Source organism: Nonlabens sp., assembly GCF_965657255.1.
In the GTDB taxonomy this organism is placed as follows: Bacteria; Bacteroidota; Bacteroidia; order Flavobacteriales; family Flavobacteriaceae; genus Nonlabens.
The window spans coordinates 54,211-77,822 of sequence record NZ_CBFHNM010000010.1; the positions used below are offsets into that span (position 1 = coordinate 54,211).

Consider the following 23,612-nt stretch of genomic DNA (forward strand, 5'->3'; position numbering starts at 1 on the left):
AATCATACATAAATAGTTGGACTTATTTACCTATACCTTTACTTAACATCATACTAACAAAACCAAAACAACTATCATTTACAATGCCCGAACCAATTAAAAGCCAGAAAATTACAAGATGGAATACCAACAATAGAAAAGGATTTTCTTTAATGAAGTTAAAGCTTGATAAATCAACCGTTGTGAAAATCAATGAGGAATAGTAAAGATTAAAAACTTTTACTTTTGAAAGGAGCTGTTATTCAAATTATGAGCACAAAAAAAACCCATCTAAACTAGATGGGTTTTGTACAAAAATATAAAGTATCGAATTAGTCGATTACTCTTACATTAACGGCGTTTAAACCTTTTTTTCCTTCTTTAAGTTCAAATTCAACTTTGTCACCTTCACGGATCTCGTCGATTAAACCTGTTACGTGTGCAAAATGTTCCTGACCTGATCCTTCTTCTGTGATAAATCCAAATCCTTTTGCGTCATTGAAAAATTTTACTGTACCTGTACTCATTTGTAATAATTTAAATTAATAATACTTCTTATTTAGCTTCAAAAGCCATGCCACAAGAGTATTCACCGTGGAAAAGCTCGTTATAACTGAAAAATGAATAAAAAATAAATAAGAAATCCTACTAACTCTTTATGACCAATGTTCCAATCATATTACAAAAATACTTCTTTTATTTGATCTACATGTTAAATTAAAAGAAATTGACGTTATATTTTTTACATATACAATAAAAAACCTATTAAAACATTAGATAACAGTGTATTAAATCTATATATCTGCTTATATAAAAAATAAAAAAAGCCACCTCAAATTTGAAATGGCTGAAAGATAAATGGCATAATAATTCTATGCTTCCTCTAAATCCTTTTTAGATTTACGGTAAAGAAAATTATTAAAGATATTACGTTTAGCATAACGATAACGATTATCTGCATTTACTAATTTCTTAAATATTTTTACGTCAACACCAAAATATTCATAAGTTTTACCGTCCGTAAAAGTAACTTCTAGGACACGACCTTTATGATCAAAATCTTGAATACCAGTGTTTGTTATTGTTTCTGTATATTCTTCAAGGTTTGCTTCCTTTGTCTCCGGTGCAATACTTACTAAGAAATGGTAACCGTCAATGATCTCGCGACTCATTACCTCGGCCTCTTCTTTCTTTGCATCTCCATCTTGAAATTTATCTGGATGCCACTCTTTTACAAGATTACGGTAACTTTTCTTTAAATCTTTAAGGTTGATGTCTTTCTCTACGTTAAACATCTTTTTGTACTGATTAATACGCTTCATAAACTCCTCTTTTTAAGGCGGCGCAAAAATACATATTAAATAAGGGATCACCATGTTAAATAATCAACGCATATTTCGGTTGATTATTAGGAAGTAAAATGCTTAATTCTACCAGCGTAATTGTCAGAATATCGCTTTCGCAAAAGCGGGATAAAAAAACCTATTTAACCAACTTTCTTAATGCTACCCATTGCTTCAACATTAGACGAGCGTCCTCTGCCGGATAACCTAAGACTGTTTGCCCTGCTTTCACATCTCTTAAAACACCACTTCCAGCACCTACTGTCGCACCAGATTCAATGGTAGTATGATCCTTAATACTCGCACTTCCTCCTATTATTACACCATCGCCTAAGGTAACTGATCCAGCCAGTCCACTATGACCAGCCATAATACAAGATCTACCCAAGACACAATTATGGGCAATTTGAACCAGATTGTCTATTTTACAGCCATCACCTATTATGGTAGAATTGAATTTTGCTCTATCTACACAAGAATTTGCTCCTATTTCAACGCCGTTTCCTATAACAACATTTCCTATATGAGGAATTTTCACGAGTCCACGACCATCGTCTGCTGGACGATAACCAAAACCATCTGCTCCTATACTTACATTGTTATGAAAAATACATTGCGCTCCTATTTCAGAACGCTCACGTATTACAGTTCCAGACCAGGCAACTGTTTGTGTACCAATTGTAGTATCGTCAAACACACTGACATTGTGATACAAAACAACACCATCGCCTAAGGTTACATTCTTTCCTATATAACAATGAGCACCGATTTGAACACCTTTCCCTATTGTAGCAGTTTCATGAATAATAGCCGTTGGGTGGATATCTGATTCAAAAACTGGTGTAGATGGTTGAAATGCTTCTAAAAGCTTTGCCATGGCTAGATCGGCATTTTTTACTTTTACAAGCGCACGATTCTCCCCAGGTTCTACATCTATATTATCATTTATAATAGCAACAGCAGCTTTAGAGTCAGACCAAAACTTAGCATACTTTCTGTTTCCTATAAAAGTAAGATCTGTTTCTTTTGCATTTCTAATTTCCTCTACTCCAGTAATTTGGACAGAAGTATTTCCTACTAATTCTCCGTGAAGTATCTCGTTGATTTGTTGTGCGGTAAATGAATGCATAAATAGTTAATGTTAATTTGTAAAACTAATACTTAAAAGTGAGATTTTACAATGCACTGAATAAGGACATAAAAAAACCGCTTAGAAAAAATCCTAAACGGCCCTGTTATTCATTTATATTAAAAATTAATTCTTCAAACTCTCCATATCAATTACAAAGCGATACTTTACGTCGCTGCCCTGTACGCGAGCAAAAGCAGTATTGATTTCTTGCATATTAATCATTTCTACATCAGACACAATATCATGTTTGCCACAAAAATCTAACATTTCTTGAGTCTCCTTGATACCACCGATTAAAGAACCGGCTAGATTTTTTCTTCTCAAAATAAGATTAGCACCATGAATATTCTCTAAAGGTTCAATAGCACCTACAAGACACATAGTTGTATCTCTTTTTAACAATGCGAGATAAGGATTTACATCATGTCCTACTGGAATAGTGTTCAAAATAAAATCAAAAGAATTGGCATGGGCTTTCATTTGCTCACTATCCTTTGAAATAATAACGCTGTTTGCACCTAATCTTTTAGCATCTTTTGCCTTTTCTTCACTTGTAGTGATCATTACTGTTTCTGCTCCCATGGCAGCAGCAAACTTAATTCCCATATGACCTAAACCACCTAATCCTACTATACCTACTTTGTCACCTTTCTTTACTTTCCAGTGTTTTAAAGGAGAATAAGTGGTTATTCCTGCACATAATAAAGGAGCAACGGCTTTAATATCTAAATTTTGAGGAATGGAAAGTACAAATTCTTCACGTACGACAATAGCTGTAGAGTAACCGCCCAAAGTATGTCCACCTAGAAATTTGTCTTTACTGTTATATGCGCTAGTAGATCCATTTTCACACCACATTTCCATATCTTCTTCACATGCACTACAGGTCTGACAAGAGTCTACCATACAGCCTACTCCTACTAGATCGCCTAAGTTATATTTAGAAACATTACTTCCTATTTGCGTCACTTTACCTATAATTTCATGACCAGGAACGATAGGGTATTTTGCATTTCCCCAATCATTTAATTTTGCGTGAATATCACTGTGACAAACGCCACAATATAGAATGTCAATTTTCACATCATTATCATGTAAATCTCTTCTTTCTATCGATATTTCTTTTAAATCAGCATCAGATGCTGCTGCTGCGTAGGCTTTTACTTGTGGCATTTTTATATTTTGTTTTAGGCAAAGTTAATTTTATTACCATTAAATATGGGTTAATTGTGAGTTAAAGCAATAAGCTGGTGTTATACAGATCTCGCTTTGAAATAGTTAACTAAAAAAGATGATTATCGTTATTTCGCTTTAGCGAAAGCGATACAACAACAAGTATATTTGTAACTTTTACTATCTATCTTATGCATATCGTACTTATAGAACCAGAAATCCATACCAATACCGGAAATATAGGCCGCCTAAGCCTGGCGACTGGCTCTCATTTACATTTGATAAAACCCTTTGGCTTTGAGTTAACAGATGCTAGATTAAAACGAGCTGGTCTTGATTACTGGCAACATATTAAGTTAAGTATTTACGAAAATGTAGATGATTTTTTTGATAAAAATAAAGATCGAGATATGGCTTTTTTGAGTAGTCATGGGACTAAAGATTATACTGAGATTCCTTATAATAGCGATACCATGCTTGTTTTTGGAAAAGAATCTAAAGGACTTTCCAAGGAGATCACAGACAGGTTTAAAGAACATCTTTATAAAATACCACAGTACAGTAAGCATATACGTAGTATCAATCTTGCAAATGCCGTTGCAGTAATTACGTATGAAGGCTTGCGGCAGCTGAGAATGTAAAGCATTTATATTCTTAAAAGAATAAAACGCCTACTTTAAGCAGCAACTATTTATAGAAAATTAAAAAGCCAGCGTATGCCGGCTTTTTAAATTGCTTAAGATTTAATTATTTGATAATTACTTCAAAGAAATCAATCTCTTAGGCTGTGGCAATGCTTCATCTTTCTTAGGAAGAGCAATAGTTAAGATTCCGTTTTCATAAGTAGCGTCAATCTTATCCTGATTTACAGTTTCTGGTAAATTAAAAGCTCTTCTAAAAGACTGCTTACTGAATTCTTTTCTAGTAAATTGTTCTGTAGCTTCTTCATTAGACGTTTCTACATCAGAAGAAATCGTAAGTAAGTCTTTATCCACTTCTATAGAAATATCTTCCTTTTTAAATCCTGGAATACTCATTTCTAATAAAAAGGTATCGTCCTTTTCTGAGACATTTACAGCTGGTACAAAACTTTTTCTTATTTGTTCTGTGCCACCTAGGTAATCATTACTAAACATTTCATCAATCAAAGATGGTAACCAATTGTTTGCTGTTCTAGTTGCTAATTTCATAATTATAATTTTTTAATAGTTATGATTTCTATTAGTCAAACAAAATACCAAACCATAAAAAAGACATTATGTCATAATTAAAAGGGTTTTTAATGACAAAAAGTCGTTAATTACTATTCCTGATGTGTATTTCCATCAACTCTGACGCTGGAATCTCGCCATGTGGATATCGTGTCATTGATTGAAGTAAGGCATCTACGGTTCCTTTTCTAAAACCATATTGTAATGCAACATCATGTAATAGTTGCAGCTCTTGATCATCTACATGACCGTCTATGTGCATCATTAACATCATTCTATGAAAATGAACGATGCGTTTTGTATAATCTTTAGGAACTAGGGTTGTTAATTCTTCAGGATGTTGAATCATATAAATAATATCATCATCATCCAATTCCATACGTTTTCCAACAGATTTTATGAAAGCTATTTCGGCTTTTTTTAAATGCTGATCTGCATGCGCCATAAGAATCAATTCACTTATGATATGCTTTTTCTCTTCTGTTGTGTACACCATAATTATTATAATAGTTCGTGAAAATACATATTTGTTGGGATTTACTTAACCTTAAAAATGCTACATTTAAAAATGAATTCAATTTTTATAAGAATAAGATCTTTTTTTAACACCATTACAGGTAGTATCGCTTTTTACCCTACGTTTTATGCTATCAGTGCTGTATTATTTGGTTTAGTGATGAAATATGCATAGAATCAGAATATTTCTAAATTTCTACAAGAGCATATACCTCAATTAGTTATTAATGATGTTGAAACAGCTAGAAATATCCTAACCACTCTGATCGCTGGTGGCATATCGATGTTAGTGTTTTCTTTTCTATGGTGATGCTATTACTAAGTCAGGCAGCAGCAAATTACTCACCAAGAGTGCTACCTAATTTGATTTCAAATCGCAAGCATCAATATATTCTAGGAGCATTTCTAGCCACCATTTTATACAACATAATAACTGTAATAGGATTAGAACCTAAAGGCGATGGATACCTGCTTCCAGGATTTTCTGTACTATTAGAGGGGTTTTGAGTGCCTTTGTTGCTTTAGCAGCTTTTGTTTATTTTATTTATAGTATATCTTCCAGTACACAAATCAATAATATTTTAGAGAATATTTATAATAAAGCAGCTATAAGATTAGAGAACTTAATTGAACAAGAAAAAAATCAGAAAAAATTTCCAGACACTAGCAACTGGCATGTTTATCAAACAGAACAAAGTGGCACCATCCAAAATATTAGTGTTGAAGGTTTAAAAAAGTGTGCAAAAAACTTTGAAACCCAACTAGAAGTAGTGATTGTAAAAGGGCAATATATATTGAAAGAAACAGATATGTTTATCTCTAAAAATGAATTAGAAGCATCTGAAATTCAAGAAATATTAAAAAACTTTAATTATTCCGAATCAGAATTAGTTAGTGATAATTATGCATTAGGGTTTAAACAAATTACCGAAATAGGAATAAAATCTATGTCACCAGGAATCAATGATCCTGGAACAGCCATTAATACTATAGATTATTTAACAGATCTGGTACGTATACGTATGCAAAAAGAAGATCATAGCATCAGTTCTAATGATAATAATGAACCTATTTTAAAAATGAATGTCATCGCCTTTGAACTATTACTGCATAATGTACTTGCATCTTATCGCAATTATTGCAAACACGATCTTTCTGTGATGCAAAAATTATTACAACTTCTTGATTTATGTTTAGGAAGAACCGCTTGCCATACTGAATATTATAAAGTGCTGTACCAGCAAGCAGAATTACTGATTGACGATGCTAAAGAATCTATCTCTAACCAACATGATTTAAACTTACTTCAAAGTCAATTTAAAAAGATAGCATCAAAGTTTCAAGAATACTCTTAGTCTTAGATACAAAAAAATCGCCTTTTCCTAGCGATTTTTTTATTTTTAAAGGATACTTAAGTTTATAAGCGTTTCCAAGATTGAGTTCTATAAAAGAAAGCCACATAACCTCGTACCATAAGCACATCCTTATTATCAGCTGCTAACCAAAGTTTACAGGTATAAGACTTTCCGTTTTCAGGATCTAGTATCGTTCCATTTTTATATTCGGTACCTTTTTTCTCTAATCCTTGAATAATTTCTAACCCTATAATAGGTGCATTTTTGAGAGATCCGTCACATTCTACACAAAGTGGAACTTCTGGAGCACTTTTATCTAGCACTTTAATGACTTTTCCATAAACCTTTCCATCACGTTTATAAATTTCTACATGTGACATAACTTCTCCTGTATCATCATCTATAGTTTCCCATGTTCCTGTGATGTCTTGAGAACTCGCTTTCGCGAAAGCGATAACCACCAAAATAATTGTAACAAAATACTTCATATATACAGAATTAAAAAGCCCGTGTATATAAAACACAGGCTTTGCTTATTTATTTGAAAAGAATACTCTTAATTATTTAACATTCCTTCCTTAAGATCTTCATCTGCAGGATCGTTTCCTAACCAGATACCGAATAATCCTTTTTTGAAATTAAGACCTTTAATAGTCCCTAAATTTTTACCATTTTTAGTCACTACTGTGCCAGTTCCTTTTACATAAGCGATTTCAAAATGATCACCTTTAACAATAGCATCCTTGAAAAAGCCTATAAATGTATTAATTTCTGACTGTATCGCCTTACGTTCTTTGTTAGAAACACTGTCGCCAAAACCTTCTTCAACAGCCGTTTTCATTTTTTCTTGAGTAACTGCTTCATCTGTAATATCAAGGGTGATTGCCATTGTCTCATCTGCAGCAACCAGTCGGTTACCATCGCTAGACTTTGATGTCACGTACAACGCGCCTACATATAAATCATACCACAATTTCTCTCTCATACCTGCGCCGTTCAATACTAATTCCTGACTTGCGACAGTAATGCTTTTTTCAACAGTTACACCATTAATCGTTTTTTGTGCCGTAGCAGAATAAGTACCTAACAGTGCTAACGCTACAAGAAGTAATTTTTTCATTTTATAAATTTTAGATTTTAAATATACTAAGTTGTTTTCAAATTCCGTGCCTTTAATGTACGAAGTGATGCATTTAATTCAAATCCTAACAATAAAAGGTTGGCATTAAGCCATATATAAACCATCAATATAAGCAATGCGCCTATCGATCCATAAATCTCATTATAAGAAGAAAAATTATCGATGTAAATACCATACAAATAAGAAAAAATAAGGATAAGTACTGTCGTGACTAGAGCGCCTATGGATAAAAATTTTGTTGTTCTTCCTTCTTTGGTTCCAGTATAATAAAGAGTGCAAATAAATAAGAAAAGCATGGTAATCAAGGTTATGTATCGAATAAGTTTTAACCATATTTCCATGGAGTCTTGCGTCATAAAATCTCTAGCTCTTAAAACTGCAATCCAGTATTCTACTACACCTGATAGAACAACACCTATAAATAGGAACAATACTAAAACGATGGAAACGCCTATTGCTACAGCATACTGCCTGAAAAAACCTCTATTCAATTCTGAATGATAACTGCGTTCAAACCCATTGAAAATAGCGTTAACTCCGTTTGCCATTAAGAATAACGATGTTAAAAAAGCAACCGTAAGTAAACCGGTATTTTCTTGAAGAGCAATTTCTTTAAAAATATCATCAAATGCTCCAGCAGCCTGTGCTGGCAACAAATCATTTACAAATAATAAAACTTCTTCTTGAAAATTATCAATATTAATGAAAGGTATCAAGTTAAGAATGAATAGTATAAAAGGAAATACAGCCATAAAAAAGCTATAAGAAATCGCACTAGCTCTAGCTGAAAATGCTCCTTGAACAATACCTACAGAGTAAGCGTCCCAAAGATCCCAAGCAGTCATACCTTCAAAGCCTGGTAACTTCCACTTATCAATTAATCCTGCAAACCATGAAACAACTGGAATGCGATCCAAGGTTTTCTTAAAATTACTCATGTACGGCTTTAAGACTCAAATCTATATTGTAAACACTATGCGTTAAAGAACCACTAGAAATAAAGTCTACACCACATTCAGCATATTTCAGTGCCGTATCAAGAGTGATCCCACCACTACTCTCTGTGAGGCATTGATCACCTATTAATTCTACAGCTTTTCTAGTATTCTCATAATTGAAATTATCGATAAGAATACGGTAAACGCCTTCATTAGTAAGGATTTCCTTAATTTCATCCATATTTCTTGCCTCGACCACAATTTTCAAATCGCGGTTCATATCCTTAAGGTACTTTTGGGTCTTTTGAATCGCTTTTGACACGCCTCCTGCAAAATCGATATGATTATCTTTTAACATGATCATGTCATACAATCCAAATCTATGATTAACGCCACCACCAATATCTACCGCCCATTTTTCTAAAATACGTATTCCAGGTGTCGTTTTACGAGTATCAAGAATTTGTGTTTTTGTTCCTTCCAGTAGATCTACAAATGCTCTCGTTTTAGTAGCAATGGCACTCATACGTTGCATTGCGTTAAGAGCTAGTCGTTCTGCTTTCAAGATAGATTGAGAAGAACCAGTTACATAAAAGGATTCATCACCATATTTGACTGGACTTCCATCTTTTATTTTAATATCTAATTTTAAATTAGGGTCTACAGCTTTAAATACCGCTTGTGCAAAAGCTACTCCTGCCAAAATCCCTTCGTCCTTAACCAGTAATCTAGCTTTACCAGTTGCAGTATTAGGAATACAAGATAAACTACTGTGATCTCCATCACCTACATCTTCTCGTAATGCATTTTGAATGATACGATTGATTTCTTTTTGTGCTTCTGAAGAATTGTAGTCCATGTATAGTAATTTTATCTTCAAAAATACGGTATTCTTAAAATAAAGTACGTGGTGATTACTGGCTTTTACTCGTTGTATTGAAGAAACTAAGTAATTTTGATTTGTTATAAATTTGTCAAATGAAAATCACACTTCTCGCAGTAGGTAAAACAGACGATTCTCGTATCGAGCAACTCACACAAATGTATGTCGATCGATTAGGGCATTATATCAATTTTGATCTAGAGATCATACTTGATTTAAAGAAAACTAAAAATCTGAGTGAAGACCAACAAAAGAATGAAGAAGGAAAACTGATTCTTAACAAGCTAGAGAAAAGTGACTTTGTGACTGTTCTGGACGAAAAAGGAAAAAAATACACCAGCATGCAATTTGCAGATTTGATCAATAAACGTAGTGTTTCTGGATTAAAACGATTGGTTTTTAACATTGGTGGACCTTATGGTTTTTCTCCAGGTGTTTATGCTAGAGCCAACTCAAAATTATCCTTGAGTGATATGACTTTTTCACATCAAATGGTACGCTTATTTGCTGTAGAACAGGTGTACAGAGCATTTACTATATTAAGAAATGAACCTTATCATCATGAGTAAATTATACGGTTTTATTTCTAAAAAAGTATCCAATGTTTGAAGGTAGAAAACTAGTCATTGCAACCCAGCACAAAAAAGAAAGTGTCATAGCTCCTTTGTTAGAAGAGGCATTGCAAGTAAAGTGTTTTGTAAATGAAGGTTTTGATACGGATGTTCTGGGAACATTTACAGGCGAGATAGAACGTAAAGAAGATCCTATTTCCACAGCAAGGCAAAAATGCTTGATGGCAATGGATGCCAGTAATTGTGATCTTGGTATTGCTAGTGAAGGTTCTTTTGGGGCGCATCCTTTTGCTTTTTTTGCTAGTGCAGATGATGAATTCCTAATCTTCATCGATAAAAAAAACAACCTAGAAATAATCGCTAGAGAATTGAGCATGGACACCAATTTCAATGGTCAAGAAATCACTACCGAAAAAGAATTGATGGAATTTGCCCAGGTAGCACAATTCCCTTCTCATGCATTAATTCTAAGCAAATCTCAAAATGATAAGACTGATGTAGTTAAAGGAATTACAGATATAAATAACCTAAAAAATGCATTTGATGATCTTATTGAAGTTTCAAATTCTATTTATGTAGAAACAGACATGAGAGCTATGTACAATCCTAGCCGGATGAATGTGATTGAACAAGCTACTATAAAATTAATAAGTAAGATCAAAAACACTTGTCCTGATTGTAAAACGCCAGGATTTGACATTACCGAGGTAAAAAAAGGACTGCCTTGCGATCTTTGTGGGCAACCTACAAAATCTACATTTAGTTATATATTTCAATGTCAGCAATGCTCCTATTCTAAAGAAGAACTATATCCCAACAAAAAAGAAAAAGAAGACCCTATGTACTGTGACTTTTGTAATCCTTAAGTCATTCTGTTTTAATCTATGAGGTCAGCCTTTTGCATTAATTTGACATTTTATTCAAATTCATTTTAAAAATTATTTTGCAGCTGGATAATACACTCAAAAACTTTAAGGTTACTTTATCAGCTGCTGGATAACAACAATTTATAAATAAAGTAATAACACCATTATCAGATAGCTACTATTCCAACTCGAGTTCAATTTTCAGTTCAATTTCAAGTTCGTTGATCCTCTTTCCTTAATTTCTTGTAAAATTCACAAATTACCATTCTTTACTAGCTTATTTTTGTAGAGCTTTTATGAAAAATATATCAACAAAAACGATTCAGGACTTAGAATTTGATGTGGTACTATCTCAGGCTGGCGCTTATTGCGTTACTGAAGATGGTAAAACTGCTATCAAACAACTGCAACCTTTAACTACTAGATTCTTAATTAATAGAGAATTAGACTATACTAACGAGTATTTATGGTCCTTCTCTAGCGAGCATAGAATTCCTAATCACGGCTTTGATCTTATTGAGAAAGAGCTTCAATTACTAGGTATTGAAAACAGTACACTAGAAAAAGACAGCATTAGAAAACTAGCTGTTTTGCCGCGTACCGTTAATGAACACATCAAGTTTTTCAAAAAGTTACAAGAGCACTTTCCTCAACTATACAAACGACTAGAAGACATTTCCTATAACGATATCATTCCCAATCAGGTAGATGCTGTTATGGATCGTTTTGGAGAGATTAAAGATGATGCTTCTCCGCTTCTCAAAAATTTAAGAAGAGAAATGAACATCGTGCGTGGTCAATTAAACGGTAGTTTCGGTCAGGCTCTTAGTCATTATGGACAGTTAGATTATCTGGATGACATAAGAGAAAGCGTTGTAGAAAATCGTCGTGTGCTAGCCGTAAAAGCGATGTACAGGCGCAAGGTAAAAGGAAAAATGATGGGAAGCTCTAGAACTGGAAGCATCTCCTATATTGAACCAGAGCGCGTGTTGACGCTTTCGCGAAAGCTATCAGAACTAGAAATTGAAGAACTGGAAGAAATCCAGAGAATTCTCAAAGAATTGACCGAGTTTTTGAGGGCGTTTATTCCAGAATTTGAAGAATATAGAGATTACTTAACGCATACAGATATAATTGCTGCAAAGGCAAAATACGGTCGGAAAATAAACGGTTGTTTACCTATGATGGTAGATCATCAAGAACTAGAATTAGTAGACGCTTATCATCCTTTACTATGGGTTGCCAACAATGAACGTGGAGAAAAAACCTATCCACAAACGATAAGACTTGCTCCTGACAATCGGATTATCGTAATTTCTGGTCCTAATGCTGGTGGTAAATCTATTACTTTAAAAACAATAGGTCTTCTACAATTGATGATTCAAACGGGTATGTTGATACCTGTTCATGAAAAAAGTAGGATCTGTATTTTTGATCACGTTTTAACAGACATAGGTGATAATCAAAGTATTGACAATCATTTAAGCACGTATAGTTATCGATTAAAAAACATGCGCGGTTTCTTAAAAATAGCTAATGATAAGACCCTATTTCTGATTGATGAATTCGGTACAGGATCTGATCCAGAACTAGGTGGCGCGCTAGCAGAAAGTATGCTAGAAGAACTTAACGAACGTAAATCTTACGGTATAATAACGACGCATTATACTAATTTAAAGATGCTCGCTAATGAAACGCCAGAGATGACTAATGCAAATATGCTATTTGATTCTCGATCTTTAGAACCTATTTATCAACTTCAATTAGGTGAGGCTGGAAGTTCGTTCACTTTTGAAGTAGCTCAAAAAAACGGTATTCCATATTCTTTAATTAATAAGGCAAAAAAGAAAGTAGAAAAAGGTAAAATACGTTTTGATAAATCTATTGCTGCTTTACAAAAAGAGCGATCTGCATTGCGACGTAATAATGATAGTCTACGAGATAAAGAAGTCAAGGCGACACAAAGAGCCACAAAGCTTGAAGATACTCAAGAAAGAGTACATCAAAAACTTCAAGATTTTCAAGAACTTTATGATGGTTACCAGCGTTTTATACAATTAGGTAAAAAGTTGGATAGCCTCGCCGCTAATTTTGATAAGAATAAAAAGAAAAAGCTTTTACTAGATGAGGTAATGAAATTAGTCATTACAGAAAATGTAAAGCGCAAACCAAAAGAAAAGAAAAAAACGGCCAACCCTAAAAAAGATAAAGCAGAAAAAGGGAAACAAAAACAGGTTGAAAATGAGGTGATTCAAAAGGTTCAAAAAATTAGAACTGAAAAAATAAAGGCAAAAGTTGCTCTAGTTAAAGAAGAAGAGCCTAAAGTAGAAACAGTTTATAAACTTAAAGATAGAGTACGTCTTATAGGCTCTCGATCTGTAGGAACTATAGATTATATAGAAAAGGGGAAAATTACTGTTAACTATGGTATTTTCACCACAATTGCTTCACCAGATCAATTAGAAAAAGTGGGAAAATAATGCAACAGAAACATGAAATAGTGCTTTTTGACGGAGTTTGTAATCTTTGCAACGGTGCCATTTTGTTCATTATTAAGCGCGATAAAAAGGATCGATTTCGTTTTGCAGCCATAGAAAGTGAAATAGGTCAAAAACTCCTTGATAAACACGGTATTGATCCTAATAAGATAGATTCGATCGTATTAGTAAGTGGTGATACCGCTTTCGCGAAAGCGGAAGCAGCATTACGCATCTCAAAACACTTAAGCGGTTTATGGCCACTACTCTACTCGTTAATTATAGTACCAAAATTTCTAACTAACGTGGTGTACGATTTCATAGCTAGAAATCGTTATAAGTGGTTCGGTAAAAAAGAGAGCTGTATGATCCCTACACCAGAATTAAAATCAAAGTTTTTATAGAAAAGATTAAAATGTTAATTCTTTAGCACTTAGGAAGTATATTTAGCCCAAATTTACTTTTTGAAACATTTCAAGTCTATTCTTTTGACATTCGTGCTTTACACAAGCGCCTGTTTGTTTTTATTGAATTTCTACGTTCTCAAAAAACATCTTATTAAAGGACTAACAGAATCATCAAAAAGTCAACATCTGTAATGCCCATAAAGCAGGAGTCTCAACCACTTGAAGAAAACAATATAGATTCTCTAATTTCAAAGTCTTTAATCCCTACTGACACAGATTCACTTATAAATACATCTCACGTTCAAGAATAAATATTAAATCCTTCTGAAGCTGAGATAGCAACTTCTACTTTGTATAAAAGCGATGAGGATCTGAAGTATGTACCGCAAACCTTTACCATATTTGATAATAACGATGAACAGCTTACTGATTGTGATTCTTTTGCAACTATTTATAAAATTAAATTATCATTTCCAACAGATAATGCCGTTATGAAATCTGTATATTATGCAGTAAGGGAAGCGACTAAAAAATGGTCTATGCTTATCAGAAACAGAGGTATTGTACTCAATCAGTTACTGACCATTTATAAAGAAAGGAATCAACTATAAATTAATTTAAAGTCAAACCCAAGCTGTTTTTACTTACATACTTTACGAGATAGTGTTCAAAAAATGTAAAGAATAATATCAAAAGTTTGTCTAGTCCTAAATAACCGATACAGATTATTGAATTGAGGATTTTTATACTTTTCCATCTACAAAAAGTTATTTCAAATCAAAACGATCTAAATTCATGACTTTAGTCCATGCTTTTGCAAAATCATTTACAAATTTATCCTTGGCATCATTTGAGGCATACACTTCTGCAATAGCTCTTAATTCTGTATTAGAACCAAAAATAAGATCTACTCTAGTACCTTCCCATTTTTTTTCACCAGTCCTACGGTCAAAACCTTCAAATAGTAATTCTGAACTAGATTTTGCTTTCCATGTTGTGGATAAATCAAGTACATTAATAAAGTAGTCATTTGTTAGTTGTCCCGGTTTATCTGTAAACACACCATAATGTGAGCCATCATAATTTGTATCCATTGCTCTTAAACCAGCAACCAGAACAGACATTTCTGGAATTGATAAGGTTAAAAGGTTTGCTCTATCTATTAAGAAATTTTCTCCAGCAATTCTTTCGTTGCTCTTGATATAATTTCTAAAACCGTCAGCACGTGGTTCTAAATAACCAAAAGAATCTATATCTGTTTGTTCTTGAGTAGCGTCTGCTCTACCAGCATGAAAAGGTATATTGATAATTTTACCAGCGTCTTTTGCTGCTTTCTCTACACCTACGTTACCAGCAAGAACTATCAGATCTGCCATAGAAACTTGTTTGTTTCCTGATTGAGATTCATTGAAGTTATTTTGAATATTGTGAAGAGCATTTAGAACCTTAGACAATTGCTTTGGATTATTTGCTTCCCACTGATTTTGTGGTGCTAAGCGTATTCTACCACCATTAGCGCCACCTCTTTTGTCCGATCCTCTAAACGTTGACGCGCTTGCCCAAGCTGTAGATATCATTTCTTGAATTGATAATCCAGAATTTAAAATAGAATTTTTCAAACTGTCTACATCCGTATCATTAACCAATTCATAAGAAACAACTGGAATAGGATCTTGCCATAGCTCTTCCTTCTCTGGAACATCTGGACCTAAATATCTGGAAATAGGTCCCATATCTCTATGTGTTAATTTATACCACGCTTTTGCAAAAGCGTCTTCAAATTCCTCAGGATTATCTCTAAAATGTTTTGAAATTTTCAAATATTCAGGATCGGTCTTAAGAGCAATATCTGCTGTAGTCATCATCAAATTTTGCTTCTTACTAGCATCACCAGCCATAGGTGCTTGATCTGCATTTGAAGCAGCAGTAGGTTTCCATTGATGTGCACCTGCTGGACTTTTAGTCAGTTCCCATTCATAATCAAATAGTACTCTAAAGTAATCGTGATCCCAACGATCTGGATGAGGAGTCCAAGCTCCTTCAATACCACTCGTGATGGTATGATCTCCTTTACCTGACTCAAATGAATTTTTCCATCCCATACTCATTTCTTCAATTTTTGCGCCTGCAGGTTCAGTTCCTACAAATTCGTCTGGATTTGCAGCTCCATGAGCTTTACCAAATGTATGTCCTCCAGCAACTAAAGCCACAGTTTCATAATCGTTCATTGCCATACGTCCAAAAGTTTCTCTTATATTAGCTGCAGACCCCATAGGATCTGGTACTCCATTAGGCCCTTCTGGATTCACATAAATCCATCCCATCATAACAGCACCTAGTGGCGATTCTAAATCACCTTCAGAATAACGCTCATCATTAGCGCCCCATTCTGTCTCACTACCCCAATAAATATCCTGTTCTGGTTCCCAAACATCTTCACGTCCACCAGCAAACCCTAATTTTTTGAGTCCCATGGATTCCATCGCTATATTACCAGTAAGAATCATCAAATCTGCCCAAGATATTTTATTACCGTACTTCTTTTTAATAGGCCATAATAACAACCTAGCCTTATCTAGATTTCCATTATCTGGCCAGCTATTTAATGGTGCAAATCTTTGCGAACCGCTACAAGCACCACCACGACCATCACCTATTCTATAAGTCCCTGCACTGTGCCATGCCATTCTTACAAAAAATCCTCCATAATGGCCATAATCTGCTGGCCACCAATCTTGAGAATCTGTCATTAGATAAGTGAGGTCTTTTTTAAGCGCGTTTAAATCAAGACTTTTAAAAGCTTCGGCATAATTAAAATCAGAATTCATAGGATCAGACTTTAAAGCATTTTGCCTGAGTATATTTAATTTAAGCTCATTGGGCCACCAATCACGATTAGTAGTTCCTTGTCCTGCTGTCTTTGATGGAGAACCTCCCATAAAAGGACATTTTGATGCCGCTTGAGAATTGTTTAAATCAAATGCTTTGGTGTTTTGAGCGCTCATAATTATTGTTTTAAAGTTGAAACTTCTCAAAGATATTTTATTTTAATTTCAAAAGGACGATTATCTAAACGATAAACATTAGGAAACTATAAACATAATCTATTGTAAAATATTATTCAAAGTTTTTAACTATTACTACAATCACGTAGATCATTTACATTAAAACTTCTAATTACAATAATTTATTTGAGTTGTGTTCAAAAAAAAGCTCTAACAAAATTGTTAGAGCTTTTTTCAAAATCAATTAATGTTTTAGTTTATATCCATAATAAAGGATCCGTTTGTTATATCAAAAGAACTACTCATATCTGCAGGGTCTACTGCAGTAAAATTAAAAGTTCCTGTAATTACACCTGCGGTAACATCTGTGATCACTAAATCTCCTGAACCAGCAACAGATCTATGCGTACTACCATTATTTACATTATCATTAGAATAAGTTCCTAAATACATTGCTCCCGATCCGAAAGCTTCAATAGTATAAGTCCCTGGAGTAATGTCTAAAGGAAAGGTCAATCCTATTTCTTCATTTACACTATTGCTAAATGTTACCCCAATAGAATTTCCTGATTCAGCAGTTGCAAAAAGGTTTGCTACAAACATGTTCCCATTTACGGTTGCAGAAGCCATATCAGTTGCCATTGCTTCGGTAAAAGTAATATTTTCAAAAACTCCGTTTGTTATTACCACATCTGGATCTACTCCTCCTACATCTTGCATTATACCATTAAAGGTACCTGTTACTGTTCTATTTGTACTGTCGTATGCTGTAATAGTAACCGTTCCGCTTGCTGGTACATAAAGACTATTAGTTCCAGATGAATAAAGTAAAATAGCTCCTGTATTTGTATTTGCGGCATCAACAGTAAAACTTCCAACACTAGGATTAAATATCTGAATGACTAAAGTAGGATTACCTAAAGTACCAATAGACAGACCGTCCTGACTTTGTTCTGCTATGATCGAAGATGAAAAATCGTTAAATGTTCCATCAATATCTGCTGTAAAAATAGCATTTCCATTATTTTCATTACCACCGCCATTTAGATTAGGATTTAAACTAGGGTCCAATGGTTCAATATCTGTTGTACATGATAGCACTAAAGCACTGAAACATAATAAAGCGATTATTCTTTTAAATATCATAATTTTATTTTTAGTCTAATTGTTCTTTGAGTTTGGGTACCCTGTATAACAGGATTACTCCGATAATAAAAAATACTACTAAAAAGAGAATAGGTTCTCGCATAGAACCACTAACTTCTCCAACAATGGCAAAAATAAGCATTCCTATAACAATACCTATTTTCTCTGCTACATCATAAAAACTAAAATACGATGCTGTATCTGGATTACCATTAGGGATCATTTTAGAATAGGTACTTCTTGATAAGGACTGGATAGAGCCCATTACAAATCCTACACATGCTGCTGTTATATAAAACTGCATTGGAGTAACTACAAAATAACCATAGATACAAATCATCACCCAAAGTATATTTATAATGATTAGGGTTTTAATGTTGCCTATTTTTCGCGAAAGCAAACTTGCCAACCAAGCTCCTATTATAGCGACTATTTGAATTAACAATATACTAGTAATTAATCCCATTGTAGAACCATCTTCCTCCCATGCTACTTCTTCAGTACCGAAATAAGTAGCGACTAGCATCACCGTTTGAACTGCCATACTGTAGATAAAAAAAGCACCTAAGTAACGTTTCATTTGTAAGTTTTCTGAAAGGTTTTTCCAGATTTTTTTTAATTCTTGAAAGCCATTGGTGAAAATGTTTTTTACATCGCTCCTATCCTTTTTAGTACCTAGTGGCAAATAGGCATAAGTGTATTGGGCAAATCCCATCCACCAGACGCCTACGAGAATAAAAGAGACCTGAACTGGTGTAAATTTCAGATACAAATTGTTAGGATAGAGCCCATCTTCTGGATAAAATCCACCTTTTAATAATGCTAAACATATAACAAGTAGTAAAACACTTCCTATGTAACCCATTGAAAAGCCTTTAGCACTTATTTTATCTTGCTGCTCTGGAAAAGCGATGTCTGGTAAATAAGAATTGTAAAATACCAAACTGCCCCAAAACCCTATTAAAGCAAGCATATAAATCAATAAGCTGATCCATAAATAATCAAAGCTAAACATCGATAAACCAATGCAACTTAAAGCACCTAAATAACAAAAGAATTGAAGAAAACGTTTTTTCTGTCCAGAGTAATCTGCGATACCAGAAAGTATAGGAGATAATATGCTTACGATTAAAAATGCAATAGCAGTAGTAATTATGATGATGGATTCATTATTTACATCTTTAAGCAGATCTGGCACATTGCCTTTTTCAAAAGCTTCTATACTAACTGCTGCATAAAAAATAGGAAATATAGCACTGTTGATTACTAAAGAATAAACAGAGTTAGCCCAATCATAAAATGCCCAAGCATTTAATAGCTTATAGGAACCACGTGGTAGAATTTTTTTCATAAAAAAAGGGTTCGTTAAGAACCCTTTAAAAGTATGTATTTTAAAACTCTTATTTGAAAGAAGTCACTCCATATTTTGCAGCTTCTGCTCTTGCCTTAGGGGCAAGTTCTTTCAGATTAGCAATACGGCTGTCATTTGAAGGGTGCGTACTCATGAATTCTGGTGGCGCTTCTCCACCACTATTGGCTTTCATGCGTCCCCATAATGCAGCTCCTTCATCTGGATTATAACCTGCGATTGCAGCAAGGTAAAGACCTATCTTATCTGCTTCAGTTTCATGAGACCTAGAAAATGGCAACATCACACCGACTTGAGAACCAATACCATATGCCTGATTGATAATTTGTTGTGTTCCTTGATCTACACCTGCTACCTGACTTCCTAATGCAACGCCGGTACCTACTATTGACTGTAATTGAGAGCCACTCATACGTTGCGCACCATGATTTGCCAGTGCATGCGCTACCTCATGTCCCATTACAATAGCTACACCTGTTTCATCCTTGCAAATAGGTAAAATACCAGTATAAAAAACAATCTTACCACCAGGCATGCACCAGGCATTAACCGTAGGATCATCTACTAACTTATATTCCCATTGATAATTAGCAAGGTATTGCTCTTCACCTATAGCGTTTAACCATCGTTGAGCCGCCGTTTTTATTTTCTGACCTACTCTAGTAATCATTTCAGCATCTTTAGAATCAGTAATCACTTTATTTTCATTAAGAAATTGATCGTACTGATTAAAAGCCATAGGAAACAAGGTACTATCTGGTACAAAATTTAAGGTTCGTTTACCTGTCAACACATTTGTCTTGCAAGAAAACAAAACGAACACTAAGGCAAAAAAAATATATTTACTGTTATTCATAAATTACTTTTTATTGGCAACTATTTCTTGAACCTTTTTGATATCAATCCCCTGATGAGATTCAATGTGTAGAATTTCTCTGTTATATAATACGATAACTTGTGGTGATTGATGGGTCACATTCAATTTTTCTGCAACCGCATTACTTACATCTCTATGATTAAGTAAGTCTAAAAAGTAAAAAGTGACATCATCATCATTTTGTTCATAACCTCTTTCAAATTGGTTGAGCACCATTCTCGATATACCGCAGCGAGTACTGTGCTTAAAAATAACTTTAGGCTTGATTTCAGAATTGTTAATTACATTTTCTAATTGACCTATTGATTCTAAAGGATCCCATTGAATTCCTGTCAACTCTTCCTTTGCAATATTGCGCTGCGATTTAAACAGCTTATCCATAAATCCCATAATCTTTTTCTGAGTTACGCTTTCGCGAAAGCGGTATAAAAATAGTAACCTTTAATTACCCAATACTAAAATACAAATTTAAGCTGTTTTCTATAATAAAATCATAATGCTTTTACAAACACGTCACAATGTCTGTTAAAATGTAATAAAAATCTGTCTAAATGTCAATTTTTGTAAAAGGAATAACATTTGACTAACTCTGTTCAAATAAGAAAAACTATGAATCTCAATAAATTAACTATAAAATCACAAGAGGCTTTGCAACAAGCACAGCAACTGGTTCAAGAGCATGGACAGCAGCAAATTGAAAATGCACACCTTTTCCTTGCGATCACAATCGTAGATGAAAACGTATTGCCGTTTTTGTTTAAAAAATTAGGTGTTCATCTAGAGTTGATTGTACAACTTATTAAAAGCCAAATCATCTCTTTACCTAAAGTGGAAGGTGGCGAGATGCAATTATCTAGAGAGACCAACCGTGTTTTAAATAGTGCAATGAGTCTAGCCACAAAAATGGAAGATGAATATGTAAGCATTGAACATATTTTACTTTCCATTTTTGACGGTACATCAAAAACAGCACAAATATTAAAAGATCAGGGCATTTCTAAGAAAAATCTAGAAACAGCTATAGAAGAATTAAGAAATGGAAATAAAGTAGATTCTCAAAGTGCAGAAGAGACCTACAATAGTTTAAATAAATATGCTAAGAATTTAAATTTACTTGCAGATCAAGGCAAACTTGATCCTGTAATAGGACGTGATGAAGAAATAAGACGTATTCTTCAAATTCTATCCAGACGTACTAAAAATAACCCAATGCTAGTAGGTGAACCTGGTGTAGGTAAAACCGCAATTGCTGAAGGTCTTGCGCATCGTATAGTCGGTGGTGATGTACCTGATAATTTAAAAGACAAACAAATCTTTTCTCTAGACATGGGAGCACTTATTGCCGGTGCAAAATATAAAGGAGAATTTGAAGAACGTTTAAAAGCAGTTATTAAAGAAGTGACAACAAGTTCTGGAGACATTGTTCTATTTATAGACGAGATTCACACACTAGTAGGCGCTGGTGGTGGACAGGGCGCAATGGATGCAGCAAATATCCTAAAACCAGCCTTAGCAAGAGGTGAACTGCGTGCCATAGGTGCAACCACTTTAGATGAATATCAAAAGTATTTTGAAAAAGATAAAGCGCTAGAAAGACGTTTCCAACGTGTACTGGTTGATGAGCCAGATACAGAAAGTGCTATCTCTATTTTACGTGGTATTAAAGATAAATATGAAACGCATCATAAAGTTCAAATTAAAGATGATGCCATTATAGGTGCTGTAGAGTTATCACAACGATACATCACCAATAGATTCCTACCAGATAAAGCAATAGACTTAATGGATGAAGCTGCTGCAAAGTTGCGTATGGAAATTAATTCAAAACCTGAAGAACTGGATGTGCTGGATCGCAAAATCATGCAGTTAGAAATCGAACATGAAGCAATTAAACGAGAAAATGATGAAAACAAACTCAAAAGCCTACGGTCAGAACTAGCCAACCTGAAAGAATCTCGCAACGAATTAAATGCACAATGGGAAAACGAAAAAAGTGTTGTTGACAATATTCAAAACGCAAAGACAAACATTGAGAACTTTAGATTAGAAGCAGAACGTGCCGAGCGTGATGGTGATTATGGAAAAGTGGCAGAGCTGCGTTATGGAAAAATAAAACAAGCCCAAGAAGAGTTAGATCGACTTCAAGCTGCGATGGAAGCTAGCGATAATAGCAATAACTTAATTCAAGAAGAAGTTACCTATGACGATATTGCCGAAGTGGTTGCAAAATGGACAGGAATACCTGTTACTAAAATGCTTCAAAGCGAGCGAGAAAAACTTTTAAAACTAGAAGATGAACTGCACGATCGTGTTGTTGGGCAAAGTGAGGCTATTCAAGCAGTAAGTGATGCAGTAAGAAGAAGTCGCGCTGGTCTACAAGATCAAAAGAAACCGGTAGGATCATTTCTGTTCTTAGGAACAACAGGCGTTGGTAAAACAGAACTTGCAAAAGCTCTGGCAGAATACCTGTTTAATGATGAAAACTCGATGACACGTATTGATATGAGTGAATATCAAGAACGTCATAGCGTAAGTAGATTAGTAGGAGCGCCTCCAGGATATGTAGGTTATGATGAAGGTGGCCAACTTACAGAAGCGGTAAGAAGAAAACCTTATTCTGTCGTATTACTGGACGAAATTGAAAAAGCACATCCAGATACTTTCAATATATTGCTTCAAGTTCTTGATGAAGGAAGATTGACAGATAACAAAGGACGTATAGCAGACTTTAAAAATACCATCATCATCATGACTTCAAATATGGGCGCAGAAATGATCCAAGAGCGATTTGAAAAAACAAAAGTTGTTACAGAAGATTTAATTGATCAAACTAAAAAAGAGGTACTTACCGTATTAAAGCAACGTGTTAGACCAGAGTTTATCAACCGTATAGATGACATCGTAATGTTCACTCCATTGACACAGATGGAGATTCAACAAATAGTAGGACTACAATTTAAAGGTGTTACAAAATTACTAGCCCAACAAGGTATTGTTATAGATGCTACAAAAGAAGCTATTCAACTCCTAGCAGTAAAAGGTTATGATCCTCAATATGGTGCTAGACCAGTAAAACGAGTTATACAAAAAGAAGTTCTCAATGAACTGTCTAAACAAATCTTATCTGGTAAGATAACAACTGATAGTATAGTGTTAATAGATTCTTTTGAAAATAACCTAGTGTTCAGGAATCAAACCAACAGTTTTGAAGTTTAAATCATA

The 23,612-nt window shown here is 34.2% G+C and carries 24 protein-coding genes and 1 pseudogene; 10 read left to right on the forward strand and 15 right to left on the reverse strand.

Annotated features, from left to right (window positions below; all coding sequences use genetic code 11):
- Positions 1-311 precede the first annotated feature (311 nt).
- The 4 genes from ACTF54_RS11375 to ACTF54_RS11390 all read right to left on the reverse strand — a co-directional run bounded on the left by ACTF54_RS11375 (position 312) and on the right by ACTF54_RS11390 (position 3,627).
- On the reverse strand, positions 312-506 hold the full coding sequence (locus ACTF54_RS11375) for a cold-shock protein (protein WP_015363839.1): 195 nt from the start codon (positions 504-506) through the stop codon (positions 312-314).
- A gap of 345 nt (positions 507-851) precedes the next feature.
- Positions 852-1,301 (reverse strand): KTSC domain-containing protein, encoded by a 450-nt coding sequence (locus ACTF54_RS11380; RefSeq protein ID WP_347197600.1) that lies wholly within the window; start codon positions 1,299-1,301, stop codon positions 852-854.
- Positions 1,302-1,461: 160 nt separating this feature from the next.
- Positions 1,462-2,451, reverse strand: coding sequence for a UDP-3-O-(3-hydroxymyristoyl)glucosamine N-acyltransferase (gene lpxD / locus ACTF54_RS11385; RefSeq protein ID WP_438969379.1), 990 nt, complete (start codon positions 2,449-2,451; stop codon positions 1,462-1,464).
- Between the two features lie 126 nt (positions 2,452-2,577).
- Complete coding sequence (locus ACTF54_RS11390; protein WP_438969380.1) at positions 2,578-3,627, reverse strand: NAD(P)-dependent alcohol dehydrogenase; 1,050 nt, start codon at positions 3,625-3,627, stop codon at positions 2,578-2,580.
- 191 nt (positions 3,628-3,818) lie between these two features.
- Between ACTF54_RS11390 and ACTF54_RS11395 the strand changes: the two genes are divergently transcribed.
- Positions 3,819-4,268 (forward strand): tRNA (cytidine(34)-2'-O)-methyltransferase, encoded by a 450-nt coding sequence (locus ACTF54_RS11395; protein WP_347197667.1) that lies wholly within the window; start codon positions 3,819-3,821, stop codon positions 4,266-4,268.
- Positions 4,269-4,385: 117 nt separating this feature from the next.
- Here ACTF54_RS11395 and ACTF54_RS11400 read toward each other — a convergent pair whose 3' ends face one another.
- Together ACTF54_RS11400 and ACTF54_RS11405 are read right to left on the reverse strand one after the other, a co-directional pair.
- Positions 4,386-4,817: an Hsp20/alpha crystallin family protein gene (locus tag ACTF54_RS11400; RefSeq protein ID WP_347197668.1), complete on the reverse strand. Its 432-nt coding sequence runs from the start codon at positions 4,815-4,817 to the stop codon at positions 4,386-4,388.
- Positions 4,818-4,923: 106 nt separating this feature from the next.
- The gene (locus ACTF54_RS11405) at positions 4,924-5,334 is read right to left on the reverse strand and encodes a hypothetical protein (protein ID WP_347197669.1); all 411 of its coding nucleotides are present in this window, start codon (positions 5,332-5,334) and stop codon (positions 4,924-4,926) included.
- 72 nt (positions 5,335-5,406) lie between these two features.
- On the opposite strand from ACTF54_RS11405, the gene ACTF54_RS11410 reads away from it, so the two are divergent.
- The 3 genes from ACTF54_RS11410 to ACTF54_RS11420 all read left to right on the forward strand — a co-directional run bounded on the left by ACTF54_RS11410 (position 5,407) and on the right by ACTF54_RS11420 (position 6,709).
- Positions 5,407-5,529, forward strand: coding sequence for a hypothetical protein (locus tag ACTF54_RS11410; protein ID WP_347197670.1), 123 nt, complete (start codon positions 5,407-5,409; stop codon positions 5,527-5,529).
- A gap of 134 nt (positions 5,530-5,663) precedes the next feature.
- The gene (locus ACTF54_RS11415) at positions 5,664-5,861 is read left to right on the forward strand and encodes a DUF2254 family protein (protein WP_438969381.1); all 198 of its coding nucleotides are present in this window, start codon (positions 5,664-5,666) and stop codon (positions 5,859-5,861) included.
- Positions 5,858-6,709 (forward strand): DUF2254 family protein, encoded by an 852-nt coding sequence (locus ACTF54_RS11420; protein WP_438969382.1) that lies wholly within the window; start codon positions 5,858-5,860, stop codon positions 6,707-6,709. Before ACTF54_RS11415 ends, ACTF54_RS11420 begins: the two co-directional genes overlap by 4 nt.
- Before the next feature lie 62 nt (positions 6,710-6,771).
- Here the strand turns inward: ACTF54_RS11420 and ACTF54_RS11425 are convergent, their stop codons facing one another.
- From ACTF54_RS11425 to nadC, 4 genes are all read right to left on the reverse strand, one after another.
- Entirely contained in the window at positions 6,772-7,197 is a 426-nt protein-coding gene (locus ACTF54_RS11425; protein ID WP_438969383.1) for a DUF2147 domain-containing protein, read from the reverse strand.
- A 68-nt stretch (positions 7,198-7,265) separates the two neighbouring features.
- Positions 7,266-7,829 (reverse strand): chalcone isomerase family protein, encoded by a 564-nt coding sequence (locus ACTF54_RS11430; protein WP_347197673.1) that lies wholly within the window; start codon positions 7,827-7,829, stop codon positions 7,266-7,268.
- 26 nt (positions 7,830-7,855) lie between these two features.
- Positions 7,856-8,788: a YihY/virulence factor BrkB family protein gene (locus tag ACTF54_RS11435; RefSeq protein WP_347197674.1), complete on the reverse strand. Its 933-nt coding sequence runs from the start codon at positions 8,786-8,788 to the stop codon at positions 7,856-7,858.
- Positions 8,781-9,647 (reverse strand): carboxylating nicotinate-nucleotide diphosphorylase, encoded by an 867-nt coding sequence (nadC, locus tag ACTF54_RS11440; protein ID WP_438969384.1) that lies wholly within the window; start codon positions 9,645-9,647, stop codon positions 8,781-8,783. Before nadC ends, ACTF54_RS11435 begins: the two co-directional genes overlap by 8 nt.
- 119 nt (positions 9,648-9,766) lie before the next feature.
- On the opposite strand from nadC, the gene rlmH reads away from it, so the two are divergent.
- The 5 genes and pseudogenes from rlmH to ACTF54_RS11465 all read left to right on the forward strand — a co-directional run.
- Positions 9,767-10,240 carry a 23S rRNA (pseudouridine(1915)-N(3))-methyltransferase RlmH gene (gene rlmH, locus ACTF54_RS11445; RefSeq protein WP_438969385.1) on the forward strand — a complete coding sequence of 158 codons (474 nt, stop codon included), beginning with the start codon at positions 9,767-9,769 and terminating at the stop codon, positions 10,238-10,240.
- A gap of 32 nt (positions 10,241-10,272) precedes the next feature.
- A complete protein-coding gene (locus ACTF54_RS11450) occupies positions 10,273-11,109 on the forward strand; it encodes a DUF6671 family protein (RefSeq protein ID WP_438969386.1) in 837 nt (278 codons plus the stop codon).
- Positions 11,110-11,405: 296 nt separating this feature from the next.
- On the forward strand, positions 11,406-13,589 hold the full coding sequence (locus tag ACTF54_RS11455) for an endonuclease MutS2 (RefSeq protein WP_347197678.1): 2,184 nt from the start codon (positions 11,406-11,408) through the stop codon (positions 13,587-13,589).
- Complete coding sequence (locus tag ACTF54_RS11460; RefSeq protein WP_438969387.1) at positions 13,589-13,990, forward strand: thiol-disulfide oxidoreductase DCC family protein; 402 nt, start codon at positions 13,589-13,591, stop codon at positions 13,988-13,990. The genes ACTF54_RS11455 and ACTF54_RS11460 overlap by 1 nt, the downstream gene beginning before the upstream one ends.
- Positions 13,991-14,448: 458 nt before the next feature.
- Positions 14,449-14,604: pseudogene (locus ACTF54_RS11465) on the forward strand (IS256 family transposase); the annotation flags it as partial.
- A 156-nt stretch (positions 14,605-14,760) separates the two neighbouring features.
- Here the strand turns inward: ACTF54_RS11465 and katG are convergent.
- The 5 genes from katG to ytxJ form a co-directional block, all read right to left on the reverse strand.
- Entirely contained in the window at positions 14,761-16,998 is a 2,238-nt protein-coding gene (katG, locus tag ACTF54_RS11470; protein ID WP_347197680.1) for a catalase/peroxidase HPI, read from the reverse strand.
- Between the two features lie 252 nt (positions 16,999-17,250).
- Positions 17,251-18,144, reverse strand: coding sequence for a DUF6252 family protein (locus tag ACTF54_RS11475; protein ID WP_438969388.1), 894 nt, complete (start codon positions 18,142-18,144; stop codon positions 17,251-17,253).
- Between the two features lie 10 nt (positions 18,145-18,154).
- A complete protein-coding gene (locus ACTF54_RS11480; protein WP_438969389.1) occupies positions 18,155-19,495 on the reverse strand; it encodes an MFS transporter in 1,341 nt (446 codons plus the stop codon).
- A gap of 49 nt (positions 19,496-19,544) precedes the next feature.
- Positions 19,545-20,369, reverse strand: coding sequence for a M48 family metallopeptidase (locus tag ACTF54_RS11485; RefSeq protein ID WP_347197683.1), 825 nt, complete (start codon positions 20,367-20,369; stop codon positions 19,545-19,547).
- 3 nt (positions 20,370-20,372) lie between these two features.
- Positions 20,373-20,771, reverse strand: a complete 399-nt coding sequence (gene ytxJ, locus ACTF54_RS11490; RefSeq protein ID WP_438969390.1) for a bacillithiol system redox-active protein YtxJ — start codon at positions 20,769-20,771, stop codon at positions 20,373-20,375.
- Between the two features lie 228 nt (positions 20,772-20,999).
- Here ytxJ and clpB point away from each other — a divergent pair, with 228 nt between their 5' ends.
- Complete coding sequence (gene clpB, locus ACTF54_RS11495; protein WP_438969391.1) at positions 21,000-23,606, forward strand: ATP-dependent chaperone ClpB; 2,607 nt, start codon at positions 21,000-21,002, stop codon at positions 23,604-23,606.
- Positions 23,607-23,612: the final 6 nt, after the last annotated feature.

What these genes read in the sequence shown, in the direction of transcription:
- ACTF54_RS11375 (WP_015363839.1), bottom strand. Translation starts at nt 506, where the DNA reads ATGAGTACAGGTACAGTAAAATTTTTCAATGACGCAAAAGGATTTGGA.
- ACTF54_RS11380 (WP_347197600.1), bottom strand. Translation starts at nt 1,301, where the DNA reads ATGAAGCGTATTAATCAGTACAAAAAGATGTTTAACGTAGAGAAAGAC.
- lpxD (WP_438969379.1), bottom strand. Translation starts at nt 2,451, where the DNA reads ATGCATTCATTTACCGCACAACAAATCAACGAGATACTTCACGGAGAA.
- ACTF54_RS11390 (WP_438969380.1), bottom strand. Translation starts at nt 3,627, where the DNA reads ATGCCACAAGTAAAAGCCTACGCAGCAGCAGCATCTGATGCTGATTTA.
- ACTF54_RS11395 (WP_347197667.1), top strand. Translation starts at nt 3,819, where the DNA reads ATGCATATCGTACTTATAGAACCAGAAATCCATACCAATACCGGAAAT.
- ACTF54_RS11400 (WP_347197668.1), bottom strand. Translation starts at nt 4,817, where the DNA reads ATGAAATTAGCAACTAGAACAGCAAACAATTGGTTACCATCTTTGATT.
- ACTF54_RS11405 (WP_347197669.1), bottom strand. Translation starts at nt 5,334, where the DNA reads ATGGTGTACACAACAGAAGAGAAAAAGCATATCATAAGTGAATTGATT.
- ACTF54_RS11410 (WP_347197670.1), top strand. Translation starts at nt 5,407, where the DNA reads ATGAATTCAATTTTTATAAGAATAAGATCTTTTTTTAACACCATTACA.
- ACTF54_RS11415 (WP_438969381.1), top strand. Translation starts at nt 5,664, where the DNA reads ATGCTATTACTAAGTCAGGCAGCAGCAAATTACTCACCAAGAGTGCTA.
- ACTF54_RS11425 (WP_438969383.1), bottom strand. Translation starts at nt 7,197, where the DNA reads ATGAAGTATTTTGTTACAATTATTTTGGTGGTTATCGCTTTCGCGAAA.
- ACTF54_RS11430 (WP_347197673.1), bottom strand. Translation starts at nt 7,829, where the DNA reads ATGAAAAAATTACTTCTTGTAGCGTTAGCACTGTTAGGTACTTATTCT.
- ACTF54_RS11435 (WP_347197674.1), bottom strand. Translation starts at nt 8,788, where the DNA reads ATGAGTAATTTTAAGAAAACCTTGGATCGCATTCCAGTTGTTTCATGG.
- nadC (WP_438969384.1), bottom strand. Translation starts at nt 9,647, where the DNA reads ATGGACTACAATTCTTCAGAAGCACAAAAAGAAATCAATCGTATCATT.
- rlmH (WP_438969385.1), top strand. Translation starts at nt 9,767, where the DNA reads ATGAAAATCACACTTCTCGCAGTAGGTAAAACAGACGATTCTCGTATC.
- ACTF54_RS11450 (WP_438969386.1), top strand. Translation starts at nt 10,273, where the DNA reads ATGTTTGAAGGTAGAAAACTAGTCATTGCAACCCAGCACAAAAAAGAA.
- ACTF54_RS11455 (WP_347197678.1), top strand. Translation starts at nt 11,406, where the DNA reads ATGAAAAATATATCAACAAAAACGATTCAGGACTTAGAATTTGATGTG.
- ACTF54_RS11460 (WP_438969387.1), top strand. Translation starts at nt 13,589, where the DNA reads ATGCAACAGAAACATGAAATAGTGCTTTTTGACGGAGTTTGTAATCTT.
- katG (WP_347197680.1), bottom strand. Translation starts at nt 16,998, where the DNA reads ATGAGCGCTCAAAACACCAAAGCATTTGATTTAAACAATTCTCAAGCG.
- ACTF54_RS11475 (WP_438969388.1), bottom strand. Translation starts at nt 18,144, where the DNA reads ATGATATTTAAAAGAATAATCGCTTTATTATGTTTCAGTGCTTTAGTG.
- ACTF54_RS11480 (WP_438969389.1), bottom strand. Translation starts at nt 19,495, where the DNA reads ATGAAAAAAATTCTACCACGTGGTTCCTATAAGCTATTAAATGCTTGG.
- ACTF54_RS11485 (WP_347197683.1), bottom strand. Translation starts at nt 20,369, where the DNA reads ATGAATAACAGTAAATATATTTTTTTTGCCTTAGTGTTCGTTTTGTTT.
- ytxJ (WP_438969390.1), bottom strand. Translation starts at nt 20,771, where the DNA reads ATGGATAAGCTGTTTAAATCGCAGCGCAATATTGCAAAGGAAGAGTTG.
- clpB (WP_438969391.1), top strand. Translation starts at nt 21,000, where the DNA reads ATGAATCTCAATAAATTAACTATAAAATCACAAGAGGCTTTGCAACAA.